The following is a 20,840-nucleotide window of genomic DNA, read 5'->3' on the forward strand; positions in this document are numbered from 1 at the left end:
CCCGAAATATGTATCTTTGCAAAAGAAATGAGAGTGTTGGAAACATGGCAGAAACCGATAACATCATAATAAAGGACAGCCTTGATGGACTTGGCACTGATGCTTATGGCAATTACCTGGCCCATGCACTTTGCCTGGCTGGCAGTTGCAAGCTGAAATACAACGGTGAGGAACGACAGCTGCAGGCGGGCAACCTGATGATTGTACGCAAGGGAAAGCTGGTTGAACGCATACGCCCGGCGGAAGATTTCAGGGTGAAAGTGATATATGTAGCCTCCGAGTTCATTGAGCTCTCCACGCCACTGAGCAACTATGGCATGAAAGGACAGCTGGCCCTGTTTCTCGACCCAGTAATGAAACTGGACGCAGGGCAGCTTGAACTGTGCCGCAAAGACTTCGAAATGGTGGAAGAAAGGCTTGCTCAGACCGACCACCATTTCCGTCGCGACCTGCTTATAGCCTCAGTGCAACTGCTTATCATCGACTTTTTCGATTTCCACTCACATCTTTACGGAGTTGACAACATACCGCTGCAAAGCGCAGCGATAATGAGCCGGTTCCTCAATATGCTTGAGAATGGAACCTACCGCGAACACCGTGAAGTGAAATGGTTTGCCGACAAGCTATGCGTAACGCCCAAATACCTGTCTGAAGTTTCCCGTAAGGTTAGCGGCTATCCGGCCAACTACTGGATAAACCGCTACACAGTGCTCGACATTTCACGCCTGTTGCGCGACAAGTCACTTACTTTCGTGCGCATCTCCGACATGTTTGGGTTCTCTTCGCCTGCCTATTTCAGCCGTTATGTACAGCAACATCTGGGCGTGAGTCCGACGGAGTACAGGGGCTGACGTTCGTTTTACAAATGTCCCCCGTGCCCATTAGGCGCCATGCCTGCAACCTTGTTGCACCCCCTTGTGAAATGTTGCGGCTAATGGGAAGCCTGATTGTAGTATACCATGCCGGAAGTATTGCAGGGTATGGGCAACCGTTCTTATGCCACGCCGCTTGTCTTTTGTTGTATGCATCCCAACGCAGTACTGCCTGTCTCTTTTTTAATCAGGCCGCCAGAGCGACATATTCATCATACGTTTCTTCCACTTTGCCATAATGAATGCCGCCACAAAGGTAAATGTCATTATAGGCTTTTGCAGACAGCATTGAACAAGCCACGTGTTATTGTAATGCGTATGAGCACTTTGCATCCTTTGCATGACAGTATGATTGCTACCGGGAAAAGAATCTGTGGATGTGTTAATCGTGTCCGTGTTTTGTATAACGACAGTTTGCCGAAATCGGATTAACTTTGCAACCGTATCGGACATAACAACCGGGGGGAGTATGGTTGGGCCACGCAGCAGATGGTTTTGCAGCCCAAACCGGCCATAATATAATAATGTGTAACTACGTGACGTGTGGTCATACCCATCATTTCCCTGCTGTTTTCCGCATTGGCATCGACAGCAAACAAACAAACCAACAGAACAATGGAACATAACATGAAAGCAAAGAAAACACTTGTGGCATTCTTCTCACGCGCAGGCGAGAATTACGCAGTGGGAAACATAGCCGAGGGAAACACCCGCATCATTGCCGACATGATAGCCGACGAAACAGGCGGAGACATCTTCCAGATAAACCCCGAAACGCCTTATCCAGAAGACTACGCGCAATGCACGGAGGTGGCCAAGCGGGAATTGGCCGCCAAGGCGCGCCCGGCAGTCAAGGGCGATGCCGCAGTCGAGGATTACGACACTATCTTCATAGGTTATCCCAACTGGTGGGGCGACTTGCCGATGCCCGTGTATACATTCATAGAAAAACACCGCTGGCAAGGCAAGACCGTAATACCTTTCTGCACACATGAAGGCAGCGGGCTGTCGGGAACAGAACACAAACTGGAAACCGCATGCCAAGGGGCGACCATAATGAAAGGGATTGCACTGAGAGGAGCCACGGCACAGAATGAGCGGGCCCGTGCAAAGGAAAGCATAAACGAATGGCTGAGCAAGCTTTAATGGCGTGTAGGCAATGATAATTACAGATGGCCGACAGCCAGGCATGGCGTTTGCTTGCCTTCACGCCTACTGAAAAGCTGCCCAACACAGGCGGGCCACAACCGCGAAACGCATGCGGCACGCCCATGCCGCCAACTTTACAAGCAGTGAAACGGCAGCCTATATATATGGCACGGCTAAGCGTATGAGGTGAACTATCCGTAAAATTGTAGGCAATGGCGGCATTTATTGTAACATGCACCACAAGAATTTTGTCGAAATTTGCAACCGTATAATTACATGGAATGATGAAGATAATGACCAGCATTGCTATCATGATGGCCGCCATGACCACAGCGCTATGCGGCTGCACGGACAAGACCGTGATGCAGACCGATGGAGATGGGAACGCAACATCTGCAAACGACAGTTTCAGAATTGACATGACCAGGGCCGTTCCCGGCCAATACCTGTCGGAGACAACCCAACAGGGACAGGTTGTGAGAATAGAGTATGAATCGAAAGACTACACCCGTGACGACCGTCCTGCCACCAGGAAACCGGCCTATGTCTACCTGCCTTACGGCTATGACGAAAGCCGGCAGTACAATGTGGTCTACCTGATGCACGGCTGGACAGGCACGGCCGAAGACACATTCGGGGCTTTGGGCGGAGCACAGAAGAACATACTTGACTGGATGATACAGCAGGGCGACTGCCAACCGGTGATAGTCGTTTCACCAACATGGGACAAAGACAACCAGGCGAAAGGCTGGGGCGAGTCGTGCGAGGAAATTGCCGTGTTCCACAATGAATATGAGAACGACCTGATTCCGGCCGTCGAAAGCCGGTTTGCCACATTCGCCGAAACAACCGACAGGGCCGGCATCGTGGCATCGCGCGACCACCGGGCTTTCGGCGGATTCTCGTTGGGCAGCGTCACGACGTGGTATGTATTTGAACATTGCTTCGACCTGCAACGCTTCTTCCTGCCCATGAGCGGCGACAGTTGGCACGTGGCGACTTTCGGCGGGCAGACGGCACCCGAACAGACGGCGCGTTTCCTTGCCACTGTCGTACGGTCTTCACCCTTCGGCACAGACAACGGCTTCCATGTATGGCACGCCGTGGAAACGCGTGACGCGCGATTCTACCAGACCCACAACCAGGCCATGGCCTGCATGCAGCTTACCGACGTGTTCACACCGCACAATTTCTCTTACCATCAGAGGGAGGGAGGGCTGCACGACTATAATTCCGTGGTCGAGTTTGTTTACAACGCCCTTCCTTTCTTCTTACCGGCAGAAACCGGGCAGGCGTTTACCAGCACAAGCCGCATAAGCGACGTGATGGACGACCCGGCTTTCGGCGGTTGGGGCCGGCTGGTTTTCCCCGTGGACGATGGGTATTGGAGCGGCGAAACCCTTGGGCAGTTGCGTATGGCCTGGTACAACTACATCGACCCGGACAAGACAGTCGAGATATGCAATTACCTCAAGTCGCACGCCGACAGCGTATTTATCGACATCTACACAGAGGCCGAAAAACAGGCCGACCCGCAGAAACGCAACACAGGCCTGTTCTTTTTCAGAGGGAATCATGGCGCCCCCTTCGCCATCTGCAACGCCGGCGGAGCATTCGCTTACGTCGGGGCCATGCACGACAGCTTTCCCCATGCCCTCGAACTTTCCAAACTCGGATACAACGCCTTTGCGCTCATCTACCGCCCCGACCATGCCTACGAAGACCTTGCACGAGCCATCACTTATATCCACGACAATGCCGACGCACTTGGAGTGAGGGCCTCGGGCTATTCGCTCTGGGGCGGTTCGGCGGGGGCACGCATGGCGGCTACACTCGGCAACGCCGACGGCCTGCGCCAACTGACGGGACGCAACGACATACCGCAAGCATCGGCCGTGGTCATGCAGTATACGGGGTATGGCTCAGTAAGCCGGCAAGACGCCCCCACATACGCCTGTGTAGGCACCAACGACGGCATAGCCCCGTGGCGCACCATGCAAAACAGGCTGCAACGGCTTGCCGAGCTCGGCATTCCGACAGAATTCCCTGCCTACGAGGGGCTTCCTCACGGCTTCGGACTGGGCGCCGGTACGGTGGCCGAAGGATGGCTGGCAGACGCCGTAGGCTTTTGGGAAGCACAAACAAACAACTGATGTGAAGATTGATGACTGCACCATTCACATGCTTGCAAATATGCAACCCAAAAGCGGCCTACGCCATGCCGTTTTACAGCAAGGGCGACATAGCATGGCCAAACGGCCTGTATTGCTTTGCAACATGGCCTGTTTTGCAGGCCCAAACGCGCCGATTGAGAAACCCGAACGGCCCGTTTTACAACGCGCTGAGTATAAGACAATTAAGCTGGCCAAGCCCTGCCGTTGCCATTAACATGAAATGTCAACGGCACAGCAGGCGGTTGCCGACAGACAATGAACCTGCTGACGTTTGCAGACATTCAACAAAAAGAATGCAAATACCCATTATAATGAAAACTTACAACAAAAGTGAAATATGAGAAAATCTATGATGATGGCGGCAGCCTTGCTGTCGGTTGTAATGGCATGCAACGAAAACAACAAACCAAACAACACAAGTATAGACATGAACAGAAAAGAAAATGTAAAAGAAGTGGCCGGGCGCCGCAATTTCGGAGCGCAGCACCCGGTAATGACACCGCAGCCCTGCATCATGATAGCCACTTACGACGAGGACCAAGTACCCGACGTGATGATGGCCGCATGGGGCGGACAGTGCGATTACAACAAAATCACTTTTGAGTTGGGAGCGCACAAGACCACCGAGAACATAAAGCGGAAGAAAGCCTTCACGGTGAGCTTTGCCACCGAGGACGACATGGCCGAATCCGACTATTTCGGACTGGTGAGCGGCAACAAGGTTCCCGACAAAGTGAAGCGAGCCGGCTTTACCGTGACCCCCAGCCCCAATGTGGATGCACCAATCGTCAACGAATACAAGCTCACGCTGGAGTGCCATGCGGTTGAAATTGACGAAAATGCCGATGGCGGCGCACGCGTGGTCGGCGAGGTGGTGAACTGGAGCGCCGACGAGAGCATTCTCAATGCCGACGGCAAGGTGGACTTGGTCAAACTCCGGCCAATCATTTTCGACTCGTCGGCGCTAATATACCGTGCCGTGGGCGACAGCGTGGGCCAGGCATGGCATTCCGGCAAAAAGTTTCAATGAACCAAACAACAAAACAACAAAATGCAGACAATCAAACTTAGCAACGGCGTGGAAATGCCGTTATTGGGCTACGGAGTGTTCAAGGTGGCCCCGGATGAATGTGAACGGTGCGTAGGCGACGCCCTGAACGTGGGCTACCGCCTGATTGACACGGCACAGGCGTATTTCAACGAAGAAGGAGTGGGCAACGCCATAAGCAAGAGCGGAATTTCCCGGCAGGACATTTTCCTGGTGACAAAAGTATGGATTTCAAATGCCGGCGAGGAGAAAGCGGCGGCAAGCATAGACGAGAGCCTGCGCAAGCTGCAGACCGACTACATCGACCTGCTGCTCATCCATCAGGCTTACGGCGACGTGTTCGGCTCGTGGCGGGCCATGGAGAAAGCATACCGTGCAGGCAAGGTGCGTGCCATCGGCGTGAGCAACTTCCAGGCGGGGCGCTTCTACGACTTCGCCCACTATGCCGACATCAAGCCTATGGTGAACCAGTTGCAATGCAATCCGCTCGTACAGCAACAAGGCATCGAGCCGCTGCTCGCCGAACACAACACAAAAATGATGGCATGGGGGCCGCTCGGCGGAGAGGGTGCCGAAGGCGTGGTAAACAGTGAGCTGCTCGCCTCTATCGGCAAAGGCTACGGCAAGACCGCCGCACAGGTGGCACTGCGCTGGCTCACACAGCGTGGCATCATAGCCATACCCAAGAGCACGCACATAGAGCGTATGCGGCAGAATATTGACATATTTGACTTTTCGCTGACCGACGAGGAAATGAAAAGTATTGCGGCACTAAACCGCCACGATACGGGAACGGTTGATTTCGGAGACCCGAAGCTGGTGAAATTCCTGATTGAGACATACGGATAAAACCGCAAAAGGCGCATTCAACGGCAAGGCAAAGTCAACCGCCAACGCCTGTCATGACAAATGATGCATAACCAAACAAAACCTTCTTGCTCTCATTTGCGGGAATAAGAATGATTAACATCAGTACAAAATGCAAGAGGGTGCGCTCAATCGGGCGCACCCTCTTTGCGGCATTACGAAATGATACACACATGGGGGTGGCCATTAAGTAGCTATTCAAAATTAACCGTCAGATGAGAATGAATGCCGAATGGAGGTCGGCACTGTTCTCAAACATTCCTAAAACCGACTTCTCCGGATGGAAACTACATATTACCTATCGGGGTGTCACGCATCAAGGACAGCCGTTCCATGCACTACGATGGTATTTCCTTGATAAGGAGGGCAGGACTGTTATTAAGACAATGGAACAGCCATTGCCGCATTTTCCACTCATCCCGATACGAATATTACTCAAATAACCTTGACTGATAAAGAATAATTGCAGAACAGCCATTTGCCCCGAATGCCACCGCTTTCGGGACTTCTTTTCTTTGTCTTTGAACAAGCAGGCGACCAAAAGAAAAGAAGCAAAAGAAAGTCGCAGGAATTATGTATCCTAAAGACATATTTCTTTAAGCATATTTCTATTATATTTCTCGTGCGTTTTCGTATATTCATTTTTCTCTGTTTGGGGTTGCAAATATAGCAAAAGGCAGAGAATCTCTCCCTGCCTTTAAGCATAGTCTTTAACAAATCACATTGATAATCATATGATTATTTTGATATTTCCCGATTGAGAACATTAATGTATTACCCATTTAGTTGTTATCATATATATACTTAAACACTCTCCCCTCGCATATATAGATAAGTAATCCTAAACCTATATATAAAAACTTCTCATAGGGTATATTAGCAACAGTCAACCAACTACATACATATACTAATAGAAATGCTATGCTAAATATGGAATACAGAATCTTATTTACTCTACCATATCCATAAAACGTATCTATTATTAGTTGATTATCAGTATTATACGTTCTAAACGGTAGAAAAGTGACCGTATGAATTCTGATTAGATACGAAAAGGTGAATATTTAACGTATTTAACTTTCATTTACACAACAAAATAGATAAAATCGTACAGATTTTTAGTTGTTGTCATAGTTACTGAGGTGCTAGGCAAATGGTTCATGTTTATCGGCAATCACGACATGTTTGAATACAAATGAAAAAAGAGTATGGTTGACATTTTTCTCTGAGTTGTGGCCTACATCGTCTTTTGATTATTGGCTTGAAAAATGCCGAATATTTATTCGTTAGTATAGTCACCGTATCAAGCATACGAAAATGCCATAACGATTCACATCGCCATGGCACAATCCTTAAAGAAGTTGCAATCATTTTTTCTTTTGCCCTTTACAATCGCTTCGATTGCTTCTGACATGACCTGACACATGAATGGTTTTGCCATTTTGCACGCGATCATATTCAGGAATGCGATTGAACTTGCGGCCATCACTATCCTTTGCCATAGTCTTTGTTACCCGTCCCGTGACGGGGTTCCTTAATTGGCTGCATGTTTCAGGCAGCCGTTATACAAAAACTTACACAACATGTTTTTATCTTAAACATTCTGCAAGAGGTCTACTATAATTTGAATACTCTGAATCATACACCCTTAATTCACTAAAAGTATTGATACCAATGATGGGATACAATAACAAATACTCTTGCCTAGAGTTAATTGTTTCGTCCTCTTTTTGAACTGGCATAATAAAGCATTTGTTAGTTTTTCCGTCAACTACTCCTAGTTCCCATGGCATCCATTTGCTCATTGCTGCATTTGACGATTGGGCATATATCAAAGACTTGCTGTGCTTCAACCTGCTTTGTATGCACTCTGCGGTTTCCTTTGTAACACATCTCCTATCCAATTGAGGATCAACAACAAAATCTACATAGACCTTAAATCCCATTCTCTTGAGCACATAGTATATACCCTTCACAACATCCTTGTCGTTAATATTATATGACAAAAAGATATCAAATAATTCATTTGAGCCAGCAGAGAATATTCTCTGCTGCTCATTAATCGGCATTCTCGCAACAACGTCTTTAAAATAGCTTTCTCTACTGTAATTAATCATATTTTCAAATATTATTGTTTTTAACTAATCTCCAGTAATGCTTGCCAAGAGCTGTCAGTTTACAACCTTTGCCATCCATAGCGGCAAAATACATGAATTCTGCGTCTACAGGTTCAACAAGGCCGATACTCTGCAATTGCTGAAGCAACTTGAATCTTTTTACGTTTTCAGGTTTCGCATACGGCTCAACCAACTTGTGTTGTTCCTCAGGGCAGTTAGTAAACTCATAGGACGAATCCAATTTATGAACTTCATCGGCCGTTGAGAATAGGTTGGGAAGCTCTCTAAATACACTTAAAGGAACTTTAGGTTCCACTTTTTTTAGAGATACGAAAGCTGAGACATTCGTCTTAAAGACAGGTCTTTGCTCCCATTCTCCGAAACTTCTATCAATGTAAGCATAGATGCTACCCATTGTGATGTTACCGTTAAAATCTGCCGCACCACCTTGTAACGCACTGCAAAGTAACTCTGTGAACAATCCATGACCACCAGCCTCACAAGCAGATTCATCTTCTCTACAAGCAGTAAGAATAGAGACCCCCTCATCAAGAACACTGCCAGTTTCTGTCGGATTGAACTTCCCAATTTGTCCTGAGTGGCAACAGTCTAATATGATTATCTTGTTCTTTACCTTCGAGTTATGGACCACTTCCATGATATCTTTCATCTGTACTCCCTTATAGTACATTCCAGAATGTGCCACTTCATAAGGGGTAACAATTTCTGCACCAGTTGTATTCACATAACCATGGCCAGAAAAATACAGCAATGCTACTTCTGCGTCATCATGAAAAAGTTCTGTTATGTTTTGTAACACCTCATCTGAAGTCTGCACATCCTCTAACATTTTTACACCGAAATTCTTTTCGCCATTTCCATGACGTTCAATAGCGGACTTCAAGCAATGAATGTCTTCAATACAACCACCCAGACGTAAATCATCTGGGTAGTTGTTTATTCCGATAAGTAAAGCTCTTCTCATATGCATTAAATTAAAGAGAGTAATTTTTTACAGCATTAGCCACCGACATGGCATTCCAACCAACGACAACATCTGCTGCTTGCGTAACTGCGTCAGATACTCTCTCCGCTCCCCAAGGTCTAACACCAATAATTGGTTTGCCATACTTTTGAGCAATAGCAATTTCTTTTTTTATCCATTTGCTACATGACGAATACACACCAGCTAAAATAATCACACAGCTACAACCTCTAATCTTTGCATCAATAGCATCTTCTAGCTGCTTATCGGTTCCATTTGTATGTACAGGATCATCCTTTGGTACAGAATGATTGTAATAATTAATACCTCCATCATCTAGAAACTCAACAATCTTGTCGTACTGATTGGAATACTTCCACGAATGTGATATAAATATTCTATACATAAGTTAAATGCAGCTCTCTGGCTCCTTGACCAGGGTTTTAATTTCGAGTCTGCGATGCAAAGATACAAATAAATATTCTTTTTACAAAATTTACCGTGGTTTTTTCACGGGATATTTATATATTGTATTAAAAGTAATGGCAATAACTAATTATTACGTTGGTTATTCACGCTTATCTTTCTCGTATTCTTTGTAAAAAGTTTGTATCAATCCCCTGTATTTACTCAGCGAATCAAGACTCTCTGCCATAAGACCAAGTTGTTCATCCAAAATTTTTTCATATGCATTGAAAAAATTCATAGTGTTATGTACATACTTGCGTTTGATTTGTGTAACACCATATTTATCCTTCTCAAACATTCTGACAGCATCCCTTCTAAGATTTTTAGACTTCAATAACGATAGATCGTGAGTTGCAACCACTAATTGGCAATTGTCCGCTATCGTAAGATACATCTTGAGTAAAAAGTCCAAAGCCTTGGTGTGAATACCATATTCAATTTCATCAATACATGAACACTTGCGTCCAATCACAACATCATACATGACAAGAAGAAGCTTGATGATGTTCATCGTACCTAATGACTCATAACTATCATCAAGACTTTTATTTCCTAAAGGAGTAGAGTGAATGAGCCTTAATGTTTTTTGTGAGATTTGACCACAAGGATGTTCTTTTTGTATTTGGTGAAGTAGCAATTCAGGAACACTATTTTCTATATCAGAGATATTAAACGTAATCTCATCCACTTCATAGTCACAAATATTTGTACCTACGTCCTTTAAAAGTTGAAGTAACATTCTTTTTACTTGTAAATCTCTCTCAGGATTTCCTGTTTTTAATTTATCCGCAATTTTCTGATTGGCAGATTTGCGAATCAAGCTGATGTGCTTATCAAAAAAATCATAATTTGATTTTAATGATTGACTTTCCAAGTTCAAGGATCCGAAAACAGATAAAACGGACGAATTCTGAATTACAGTTAGCTTCAATGCCTGTTGAGTGCTCTTACTAATATCACAATCAGGACCAAATTTGATAGACACGATATCTGTCTCAGCGTTGTATAAACGGTGATATAATAAAACGTTAGGTGATTGCTGCTTTAGTATCTCCTCTTCTATACGTTTCTCGCTTACCTTAATATAATAATAATAACAGATATTGTTAATATAGTAAGTTAGCGAAAATTCTGAAGGCTCATATTTTGATTTTTCATCCAAAAGAAATGGCCTATATGCAGGATGATCTGTAGGTTTTTGGGGCTTGTAAATAGCAAGCATACGCAAATATTGTAGTGCCTCTATCATTTTGGTTTTCCCTGTTCCATTTAGACCAACACAAAGCAATAAACGTAAGATACGCTTTCCATCAATCTCCTGATACCACTCAGGCGGTAAAGTAGATGCCTTTTCCTTTTTTGAAGCTAGAAATGACAATTCCACCTGATCCCTGTAGGACATATAATTCCTTACTATAAACGATTCTACCATAATGGATTATTTTGAAAATATAAGAATTAAACATCTTTTGGATGCAAAGGTAATATAAAAAACGAGAACATTAATAGTTTCCGTGAAATTCTCACGCAAAATAAATTTAGTATATAATGCCATTAATTCTTGCCAGTAGATGATTGATAATTATCTCACACATTAAAAATACAGACTCCCTTAGTAATTAGATTATGGTATTCTCTTTGAATTACTTATGAAAATGCTCTTTGCGAAGTGACCCTCGAAAATATCATCATTCTAGAATGACATAAGTATCTTACTTGTTTTCTTGTATTTTAGGAAATACCAAACTACCTATGCTATATACATCTTCTGGGATTCCAGCTTTCTTTGCCCAAGACCTAAATATCTTACAAGTTATATTCTGTTTAGTTAATATTTTGGAATTCTCGATTGACTTGATTTGCTTTCTCATGACGCTATCGCTATTGGCCTTCATCCATTCGCAATCGGTACCATTGAATAGAGGCTTACCAAAAACATTATCGATATCCGTATTAGTTGCTTCTGTAAATAATAGTAAAAAATCGGAAATTGGCTAAGCAATTGAGTATGAGCGGAAATATAACTTACCATCGTGATAGATAATGAGTGCCTTCTGATTTTCAAATTTCTTATAAGTATCGTCACTCCAACCAAAGGAATATTAATCGGTTTTAAAATGTAACGATTCATAAAGTTTTGAAAATAGTAATTTCCATCATGATATAAACCAATAGTTTTTGGATCATCACCAGGAATTGCACCTCGTTGTAAATAACAGTATTTACTGGGATATCAGAGAAGTTATCCGGTAACGTCTTTGATAAATATGATAACAGGAGTAATATACGCTCGTGTCTCCAGTATTGGTGACAGACAGAGCACGGAAAGACAGGTCAAGGACTTGTCGGAGTATGCAAAATATAAGGGTATCGAAGTCTGCAAGGTCTTTGAGGAACACATCTCTGGCCCAAAGAAGAATGATGAGCGTCCAGTGTTGTGTGAGGCAATGGAATACTGCAAGGCAACCGCATAGGGATCCTACTTGTCAGTGAACTGTCAAGATTGGGTCGCAATGCGTTTGAGGTGCTTGCCTCTGTTAAGGAACTCATTGACTGTGGCATTAACCTCTACATACAAAAGGAACAACTTACATTATTGGACGAAAAAGGACATCCGTCCCTCTTTGCCCCGATAATGATAGCCACGCTTTCGACCTGTGCGCAATTGGAGCGTGATAATATCTCATTCCGATTGCAGTCAGGAAGGAAGCGGTATATAGAGAAAGGTGGTAGGCTTGGTCGAAAGAAAAGAAGCATAAAGACGGTAAACCAAAAGAGAGAAGAATACCGGGAAGTGATAGAGTACCTAAAGAAGGGCTACACCATCCGTGATGTAGCAAAATTGTGTGGCAAGGGAGTGATCACTGTAAAGTGGGTGAAAAAGGAGTTTGTTGGTATAATTTTATATTGAGAATAATTCATTATTTTGCTAAAGCATCATAAATATTAGCCAAACACTGCACGATTTTGGGATTTTTTGTGTACTTTTGCCGATAAATATAATTGCAATATGGCAAATAAGGACATTAACAGGATTAAAGTAGTCTTGGCAGACAAGAAGAAAACGAACAAATGGCTTGCCGAGCAATTGGGCAAAGACCAAACCACAATATCCAAGTGGTGTACCAACACATCCCAACCCGATTTGGGGAGTTTGATAAAGACTGCCAAACTACTTGGGGTTGAACTGGCAGACCTTGTCAGAGAGGAGAACGTCGAATAAGTAAACTATAGGCCGAACATTCGAGGCAATATCGTATATATAATAATGAATAAAACAACAGACAACATACAAAATACACTGGCAAATATAGACACAGAAGGATTGTCTTGGGTTGAGAGAAATTTTTCTCATCCCGAAAGGACTATTCGACTTGCCACATCTTTTAGTGGTATTGGAGCTATTGAATATGCATTCAAAAGACTTGGACTCAAGTCTGAAATAGTTTTTGCTGGTGACATTGATGCCAACTGCAAAAAGGCATATTTTGCCAATTACCCAATCAAAGAAGAGCAGTGGCATACCGATATTCATAAATTAGATGCTACACCCTATAAAGGAAAAGTTGACCTTTTTGTTGGTGGAGCACCATGCCAGGCATTTTCTATTGTTGGCGAGCAAAGAGGTTTTGAGGATACAAGAGGAACCTTGTTCCGTGAATTTGCTCGTGTTGTAAAAGAATGTCAGCCGAAAGTGTTTATCTTTGAAAATGTACAAGGTCTTTTCAAGCATGACCAAGGACGGACATGGGAAGTTATTTACAACACATTCAAAGATTATTGCGGTTACGATGTACATTTTCAACTTCTTAATGCAAGAGATTATGGCATTCCACAAACACGTGAAAGGCTTTATTGTATAGGATTCAAAAAGAAAACCAAATTCAAATATCCTGCTCCAATTCCGTTGAAGTACAGAATGTACGATTTTTTGGAGGATTATACAGGCAGCCCTTATTATGTAAAAGAAAAAAATGCGAAAGTGTTGTCTTCAGACGAAGCAAAGAGACAAAGCATTGCTGAAGGCTCTACTTCGGAAGGCTTTAACGATTTTGTCTTTACAGTAAACGAAATCGAAGATAAATATTATCTGTCCGAAAAGGTGGCTAAGTATGTTTTGTGTCCAGGAACAAAAACTTTCAAGACACCGATAAAAACAGATTTAGATATAGCACGTCCTTTACTTCAGTCCATGCACAAAATGCATCGGGCAGGTGTGGACAACTATGTAACATACAACAAGAAGAAAGGAATTGATGGCTTGCGCAAACTAACACCAAGAGAATGCTTGCGTTTGATGGGCTTCAAAGACGACTTTAAAATTGCAGTTAGTAATACTTCTGCTTATATGGAGGCTGGCAATAGTATTGTTGTAGATGTGCTAATAGCCATTCTCAAACAATTAGATATAACAAAATATGGAGTAAGCAATGAAGAATAAATTTTCAGACATACAAAACACGAAATCCAATCTTGACATAGAACACGATTGGCGCTCGTTTACGTTCTCTCATCCAGAGAGAACTATTCGACTTGCGACTTCATTTAGTGGTATTGGAGCTATAGAACACTCTTTGCATAGATTAGGACTCAAATGCCAAATACAATTTGCTGGCGATATTGATGCCAACTGCAAGAAGGCATATTTTGCCAACTATCCAATTAATGAGGAACAATGGCATGACGATGTGCATAATGTGGATGCTACTCGTTACAAAGGAAAAGTGGATTTACTTGTAGGTGGTGCCCCTTGTCAGGCTTTTTCTTTGCGTGGAAAACATGGAGGCTTTGAAGATACTCGTGGCACACTTTTTAGAGAGTTTGCCAGGCTTATCATAGAATGTCAGCCAAAGGTTTTTATCTTTGAAAACGTCAAGGGAATGTTAAGCCATGACAAAGGTAGGACATGGAAGGTGATAAGGGAAACTTTCGAAAACGATTGTGATTACGATGTCTATTTTCAAGTTCTTAATGCAAAAGATTATGGTGTTCCACAAAGTAGAGAACGCATATATTGCATAGGATTCAAAAAAGAGACCGACTTTAAGTACCCGGCTCCAATTACATTAGAAAGAACTGTATACGACTATCTTCAACAGGATGTTAATTCCAAATATCTATTGAAGCAAAAAGGTGCATTCTTCATAACAAGAAGCATTAATACACAAAAGAGTTATACACAAGTAAATGGCAACATTATGCTTTGTCAAAAGCGTAATCAACAATTTAATTGGCATGGAGATTTTATTTATCATCCAAAATTGAAGAATGACCCAAGTACACCTGAAACAGATGAAACGCTCTTCAATGTGTCTGACTACGAGGAGGATTATTATTCAAAGAATGCACCGGAACGGTATGCAATAGAAAAGAATGATAGTTCTTTGCATATGCGACCAGTTGCGCAGAATAAGATTGTTCCGTCAATGGGTAGATATAGAAAACTGACTCCAAGGGAATGTCTCCGTTTAATGGGATTTGATGATAGTTTCAATATTGTTGTTTCCGACACGGAGGCATATAAACAATCAGGAAACAGTATAGTTGTTAATGTATTGATGGCAATACTGCGTCAAATGGATATAACCAAATTTGGATACGATGGCTGATGTAATTTGCAGATGGAGAAATGCAACTCCAAAAACCGTTTGTGAGTTTGTAGAAAAACTACCTCACGAACAAATGTCTTCTGAAGACTTTCGGTTTCATATGGAACCTGATTTCTTCAGAACGGCTTATCAGTTGGCATGTCAATTAGGCTTATATTATGAGAATAATGGGGTTTACATTCCTCGTTTCACCCACAACATAACAAAAGAAGAAGCTCAAGTCTATCTTGAACATTGGATTCATTGTTATTATGCTCCCAACCCTTTTACAAAAAGTTTAAAGGGTTTGGAGGAACCTGTTTTCCTTGTCGAAGAACTGGTAAAATATTTGGAAAGCCATGATGGACGTGCTGATCTAAGAGAAGCATTAACTACAATTTTCCATGACCACATGGGCAATATGGACATTATTACCAACGCCCTGAATAATTATTCAAAAGTAATCCATGTTGAGTTTGACCAGGCAACGTTAACTCCAAATTACAAAGAAATTATGCAAACTATGCCAAATAGAAATGACAAAGAAGCCTTTTACAAGAACTTCGATAATAAAAAAGAGAAACAGAGTATTGCAGTAGGTAATTCTGATTCCAACTATCGTCCCTACATTACCGCAATCAAGTCGAAACCGTTTCTTCTCCTTGCAGGCATATCCGGTACAGGCAAGAGTCGAATCGTGAGGGAGTTGGCACGTGCTTGTTGGGAAGAAGATTCTGATGAATACAAGGTGCAGAAACCAAAGAACTTTGAAATGGTACAGGTGAAGCCGAACTGGCATGACTCCAGCGAACTCATTGGCTATGTGAGCCGAGTGAGTGGAAAGGCGGAGTTTGTGGCTGGCGACTTCTTGAAGTTCGTGGCAAAGGCTTGGGAAGACCAAGATACTCCATACTTTCTTTGCCTCGACGAGATGAACCTGGCTCCAGTGGAGCAATACTTTGCGGAATATTTGAGCGTGGTAGAGTCTCGCAAATGCGGTGAGGATGGAGTCGTTACTACCGACCCCATCTTGAAAAAGGAAGATGCCGAATGGTATTTCAACCTGACGGCAGCGATCACGTCTGATGACAAAGTAAGAACACGTTTCAATGAAGACGGTATCTCTATCCCCCAAAACCTTATCGTTGTGGGAACGGTGAACATGGATGAAACAACATTCTCTTTTTCCCGAAAGGTGCTTGACCGTGCCATGACTATCGAAATGAACGATGTGGACTTGCATGGTGGTCTGACCAAACGCCACGAAAGCATTGGCAAGTTAGGCAACGCTGAACTTGTAGGCTCTGCCGTGGAAGGTGTGGACGTTTACGACGACTACACGGACGTTTGCAACACAGCACTGAGCTATCTGCAAAAGGTAAACGACGTGTTGGAAGGCACTCCGTTCAAGATAGCCTACCGCACGAGAAACGAGTTCCTACTCTATGTGGTAAACAATCTTCCTTATAACAAAGACAAGGACGGCAACGACCTTCCACAAGGTTATGTCATAGCTCGTGCGCTCGACGAGATCACGAGCATGAAGATACTCTCTCGCATTGAAGGTGACGATACAAAGGTTAAGGATAGTCTGCTGGACGCTCTTAGCCAAACCATCACTGAAGGATTGAACACATTAACCGATGAAGATCATCTTGTCAAGTCGGTAAGCGTAGCTAAGTTGGAAGAAATGAAGAACCGCCTCCAGTCTGGATACACTAGTTTTTGGAGCTAACTCATTATAGATATGGAGTTACTGACCATCAAGCATAACGACTTCACAATGAGCGTTGAGTGCAACAAGTTCGATGCCATTTGGACAAAAGCCAAGAGTAACATAGGTGAGCAAAGTCTGCTCTCGACTTATTCCTGGACGGAAGGGGTCGTGTCAGTAGTCCGGGAGACTGAGGCTGGCAAACAAGAGATACTGCAGGGAGAACAAGCCCCGGCAGTATTCTTCGATAATGCCGATTATCCCATTTGGATAGAATTCGAAGACCGTGTGAAGGACGCACAGTTCGGTTCTGAACTGCAAGGCGAAAATGACAAGTTCTCTTTCCGTCGTGGCATCCTTGCAGGATTCTTGAACTACGGCAACGAGATTGGACGTAGCGAGATAAATGTCATCTACAAGACGAAGGAAGGAGCTACACACCGCTTCACTTTTTCCTTTGAAGTGCTGAGTACAAAACTCGACTATCATGAACATTGGCGCAGCATTATTGAGGACATTGAGGCTGAATATCGTATGCTCTCGCTCGACTATATGCGCCGCACCTTCCATGGCTTTGCCCCTGACCCTAACGGAGATACGCCCGAACTGATATGGTGGAGCGTGTTTGCTGGAGAACAGGAGAAGTTTATCCTAGCCTGCAAGAGCATCATCGACCGTCCACGGCATCGGTTGCACGGTCATGAGAGCTACAAACGTGCCGACCGCCTAACCATTGTTCCCCGAACCATCGAAAACGAACTTGCGGAGCATCGAAAAGAAAGTGGACACCTCTACCGAGTGGAGGAACAGCTACAAACCAATGACACGCAAGAAAACTGCTTTCTGAAGTTTGCTTTGGCGCAAATCACATGCAAGTATGACTCTCTGAAACGTCGCATTGAGGGTATCAACACCATTTCCGAAGTGAAGAAGCAAGAGATGGAAGCCACGCTCAAAACCTTGCAACACCTTAGGCGCAACCCATTCTTCCGCACTGTGGGCAGATACAAGGGTATGAGCCAAGAAAGCATGGTGCTGCAAAAAGCCACAGGCTACAGTCAGGTATATCGTACATGGAACTTGCTCCGCCGTGGCTACTCACTTTATGATGGACTCTATCGCTTGCAAACCAAGGACATCGCAACGCTCTATGAGATATGGTGCTTCATAGAAATGAGCCACATCGTAAAGGAGCAGTTACATCTGCAAGACGAAGACGTGGAACACCGCAACCGTATGGAGATGAACGGTGTGTTCACTTGGGAATTAGGCAAGGGCGAGCACTCTCGCATCCTGTTCAAGAAAGATAATGTAGAGTTGGCTGAACTCGTTTACAACCCCAAGAACACCGACAGAGAAAACGACAGTGTGGCCATGAAGGATTTGGTAGTGCCAACTGTGCCGCAGAAGCCAGACATCGTGCTGCAACTTACCAAGAACGACTTGCAGCAAGGCATGAAGATGACCTATCTCTTCGATGCCAAGTACCGTATAGACGGACGGCAGAATGGTGTGGACACTCCGCCCGACGATGCCATCAACCAGATGCACCGCTATCGTGATGCCATCTATTACAAGGACTATGACAGCAATGCGCTAAAGAAAGAAGTCATCGGTGGTTACATTCTCTTTCCTGGTGACGGTGAGACAGCAGATGTAGAGGTGGCGAAGTTCTACAAGACCATCGGTGAGGTGAACATCGGAGCATTCCCTTTGCGTCCGAAAGACAAGCACAATCGCCAACTGTTGGAGCATTTCGTCGGGCAACTCATACAGACGAAGAGCCATGAGACCATTGCCAACGTCATTCCCCCAAAAGGAGCATTCGTGGAAGTTGGCAACCGTGTGCTTATCGGCTTAGTCGGAGATAACAACCGTGGTCGTGCAGCTAAGGACAGATTCCTCGACAGTGCGGCAACGCTCTACTACACTGGTAGCAAGTTCCCGACAACCATCGCCCTGCAAGACCTCCACTTCTTCATGCCGTATATAAAAGGCAAGGGCGTCAGGGACGTGTACGAGATAACACGAGTGCGAACAATCTCTGCAAAGGAAGCGAAACAACAGGAGGGAGAAGAGGGAGTGAACGACATACGCTTGGCGTTCGAACTGCGTTATGTGCGTCGGAAATACCCTTGTTATCAGCCAATAGATACGAGCAAAATGGCGTTCAATACGTTTATTGATACGACCTTCGATGAACTTTTTGGTATCTTGTTAGAACAAAAGATATAAAAGTGATTTCTGTATTATCCAAATACCTCTAATTATAACGTAAAATGGAAAAAATATTAGAACGCTTAAAGGAAATTACATCATACTATTCTTTCGGAAGAATCCTTGGCTATATAGCGTTTAAGGAAACCATAGGGATTGAAAAGCAACTTGTGCATGGACAAACGTCCAGTATCGAAAGGTTAATCTCAAATGAGATTGATTTTTTAGTTGGTATGTGGATGACGAATGTTGTTATAGACAAGAGTTGGCCAATTAATCAAGATGATAACATTATGTCAGAAGTATATGTTCTAATGAATGACTTGCATAATGCATATGGCTACGCTACAGATTTAGGAAGTCAGTTTATTGAAACGTTTTTCTATGAAGGCGATTTGGGTTATGATTGGCAATTTGCAGATTTTGCTCAAAAGAAATACGACAATTCTTTTATTAAGCAAATCTTAAACGAACAATACCAATTCGATTCATCTTTATTGCTGTCTACATTAGGTAAAATAAAAAGAATAATAACTAGCCAACTTAAAAAGAGGATTGAGGAAAAGAGAAAAAAGAATCAGTACATGTCCCCCATAAATGCTTTCTGCATTAAACCTAATGTCATAAAGCGGAATTTTTCCGTTGGGGAACAACGAATAATTGGCAAATTATCCTACAGACTAGGAAGTACATTGGAAAACAATGTAACAAACATAACAGATAGGAATCCATTCAAAACAACTCCCATCATTGAATTGCCCCACAATAGAGGTATATTTATTGTCGATGTAAACGCATTGGCTATTGCCATGAATGAAACTCCATATTTTTGGTTATTGGATAGAAATGATTTTGGGAAAAGGTTAGGAACAATACGAGGTGAAATTGCAGAAAATATAGTTTTCGACATCATCGCAAGAAGATTTAAGGAAACCTATAGACATATTGATATCAGACTTACGAAATCCTCAAATCAAATTACCGACATAGATGCAATGTTCACTTATAAAGACATTGGAGTCGTTTTTCAAGTTAAAAGCAAGCGATTGACCGAATTGTCACACCAAGGTGATTTGACCTCTATTGAAAGGGATTGTAAGAAAGCTGTAGTCGAAGCATTTGAGCAAGGCAAATCGTGTGTCGCTTGTCTAAAAAAAGCCAGTCGATACTATACTTTAAAGGAAAGATTTGACTATGCAGAAAGGTTGAGGTGGTATAATATTTGTATTACTCTTGACGCATTTCCTGGCATTACATCACTTAGTTATATAATACAGACAACACAAAATGGTACAGAAAATCCTGTTGTTGCCATGTCTGTTTATGACTTAGATATTATATTCTATCTTTTTCAACCAGAAACTCTTGTTGATTATATAAAATTCAGAATGTCATGTGCTCAAAAGGGAATTTATGGCGTAAGTGAGATTTATTACATAGGTGCATTTATGTCTAACGTGTTAGGAAAAGGAATAAAGACTTATAAAAATAGAATTTGTAGAGAATATGCTCTTTATGCAGACTATATAATCAAAAAAGCAAAATCCTCATTGTACAAAAACAAGGATGTAGAATGTGACATTTGCGAACTTCTCTATAAAATACCAGTACTTGAAAGCATAACATGTCAATAATATAAGA

Annotated in this window: 17 protein-coding genes and 1 pseudogene; 13 read left to right on the top strand and 5 right to left on the bottom strand. The window is 43.3% G+C overall.

All coding sequences use genetic code 11. The annotated features are described in order from the left end of the window. Positions 1–44: 44 nt before the first annotated feature. From M3089_RS10595 to M3089_RS10620, 6 genes are all read left to right on the top strand, one after another. Entirely contained in the window at positions 45–851 is an 807-nt protein-coding gene (locus M3089_RS10595; RefSeq protein ID WP_249083997.1) for an AraC family transcriptional regulator, read from the top strand. 636 nt (positions 852–1,487) lie between these two features. Further along, positions 1,488–2,018, top strand: a complete 531-nt coding sequence (locus M3089_RS10600; RefSeq protein WP_249083998.1) for a flavodoxin — start codon at positions 1,488–1,490, stop codon at positions 2,016–2,018. 284 nt (positions 2,019–2,302) lie between these two features. After that, positions 2,303–4,174 carry an alpha/beta hydrolase-fold protein gene (locus M3089_RS10605; RefSeq protein ID WP_249084007.1) on the top strand — a complete coding sequence of 624 codons (1,872 nt, stop codon included), beginning with the start codon at positions 2,303–2,305 and terminating at the stop codon, positions 4,172–4,174. A 1-nt stretch (position 4,175) separates the two neighbouring features. Beyond that, the gene (locus M3089_RS10610; protein ID WP_249084009.1) at positions 4,176–4,409 is read left to right on the top strand and encodes a hypothetical protein; all 234 of its coding nucleotides are present in this window, start codon (positions 4,176–4,178) and stop codon (positions 4,407–4,409) included. Positions 4,410–4,532: 123 nt separating this feature from the next. Further along, positions 4,533–5,225, top strand: coding sequence for a flavin reductase family protein (locus M3089_RS10615; RefSeq protein ID WP_249084010.1), 693 nt, complete (start codon positions 4,533–4,535; stop codon positions 5,223–5,225). A 21-nt stretch (positions 5,226–5,246) separates the two neighbouring features. Next, a complete protein-coding gene (locus tag M3089_RS10620) occupies positions 5,247–6,092 on the top strand; it encodes an aldo/keto reductase (protein ID WP_249084011.1) in 846 nt (281 codons plus the stop codon). A 1,385-nt stretch (positions 6,093–7,477) separates the two neighbouring features. Here M3089_RS10620 and M3089_RS15800 read toward each other — a convergent pair. The 5 genes from M3089_RS15800 to M3089_RS10640 form a co-directional block, all read right to left on the bottom strand. Continuing rightward, on the bottom strand, positions 7,478–7,612 hold the full coding sequence (locus M3089_RS15800) for a hypothetical protein (protein ID WP_262922173.1): 135 nt from the start codon (positions 7,610–7,612) through the stop codon (positions 7,478–7,480). 87 nt (positions 7,613–7,699) lie between these two features. Further along, positions 7,700–8,227 (bottom strand): TIR domain-containing protein, encoded by a 528-nt coding sequence (locus M3089_RS10625; protein ID WP_249084012.1) that lies wholly within the window; start codon positions 8,225–8,227, stop codon positions 7,700–7,702. Between the two features lie 4 nt (positions 8,228–8,231). Further along, on the bottom strand, positions 8,232–9,212 hold the full coding sequence (locus tag M3089_RS10630; RefSeq protein ID WP_249084016.1) for a caspase family protein: 981 nt from the start codon (positions 9,210–9,212) through the stop codon (positions 8,232–8,234). 10 nt (positions 9,213–9,222) lie between these two features. Next, a complete protein-coding gene (locus M3089_RS10635; RefSeq protein WP_249084018.1) occupies positions 9,223–9,618 on the bottom strand; it encodes a TIR domain-containing protein in 396 nt (131 codons plus the stop codon). A gap of 162 nt (positions 9,619–9,780) precedes the next feature. Continuing rightward, positions 9,781–11,112 (bottom strand): AAA family ATPase, encoded by a 1,332-nt coding sequence (locus M3089_RS10640; RefSeq protein WP_249084019.1) that lies wholly within the window; start codon positions 11,110–11,112, stop codon positions 9,781–9,783. An 835-nt stretch (positions 11,113–11,947) separates the two neighbouring features. On the opposite strand from M3089_RS10640, the pseudogene M3089_RS10645 reads away from it, so the two are divergent. The 7 genes and pseudogenes from M3089_RS10645 to M3089_RS10675 all read left to right on the top strand — a co-directional run bounded on the left by M3089_RS10645 (position 11,948) and on the right by M3089_RS10675 (position 20,833). Further along, positions 11,948–12,591, top strand: a pseudogene (locus tag M3089_RS10645) (recombinase family protein). Between the two features lie 99 nt (positions 12,592–12,690). Next, positions 12,691–12,903 carry a helix-turn-helix transcriptional regulator gene (locus tag M3089_RS10650; protein WP_249084021.1) on the top strand — a complete coding sequence of 71 codons (213 nt, stop codon included), beginning with the start codon at positions 12,691–12,693 and terminating at the stop codon, positions 12,901–12,903. Between the two features lie 45 nt (positions 12,904–12,948). Then, positions 12,949–14,121 (top strand): DNA cytosine methyltransferase, encoded by a 1,173-nt coding sequence (locus M3089_RS10655; protein WP_249084022.1) that lies wholly within the window; start codon positions 12,949–12,951, stop codon positions 14,119–14,121. Then, positions 14,111–15,289: a DNA cytosine methyltransferase gene (locus M3089_RS10660; protein WP_249084024.1), complete on the top strand. Its 1,179-nt coding sequence runs from the start codon at positions 14,111–14,113 to the stop codon at positions 15,287–15,289. The genes M3089_RS10655 and M3089_RS10660 overlap by 11 nt, the downstream gene beginning before the upstream one ends. Beyond that, on the top strand, positions 15,282–17,003 hold the full coding sequence (locus M3089_RS10665) for an McrB family protein (RefSeq protein ID WP_249084027.1): 1,722 nt from the start codon (positions 15,282–15,284) through the stop codon (positions 17,001–17,003). Before M3089_RS10660 ends, M3089_RS10665 begins: the two co-directional genes overlap by 8 nt. A gap of 12 nt (positions 17,004–17,015) precedes the next feature. After that, positions 17,016–19,217: a DUF2357 domain-containing protein gene (locus M3089_RS10670; RefSeq protein ID WP_249084030.1), complete on the top strand. Its 2,202-nt coding sequence runs from the start codon at positions 17,016–17,018 to the stop codon at positions 19,215–19,217. 44 nt (positions 19,218–19,261) lie between these two features. After that, complete coding sequence (locus M3089_RS10675; protein WP_249084031.1) at positions 19,262–20,833, top strand: hypothetical protein; 1,572 nt, start codon at positions 19,262–19,264, stop codon at positions 20,831–20,833. Positions 20,834–20,840 lie beyond the last annotated feature (7 nt).

The organism is Marseilla massiliensis, assembly GCF_023336985.1.
Classification (GTDB): Bacteria; Bacteroidota; Bacteroidia; order Bacteroidales; family Bacteroidaceae; genus Prevotella; species Prevotella intestinigallinarum.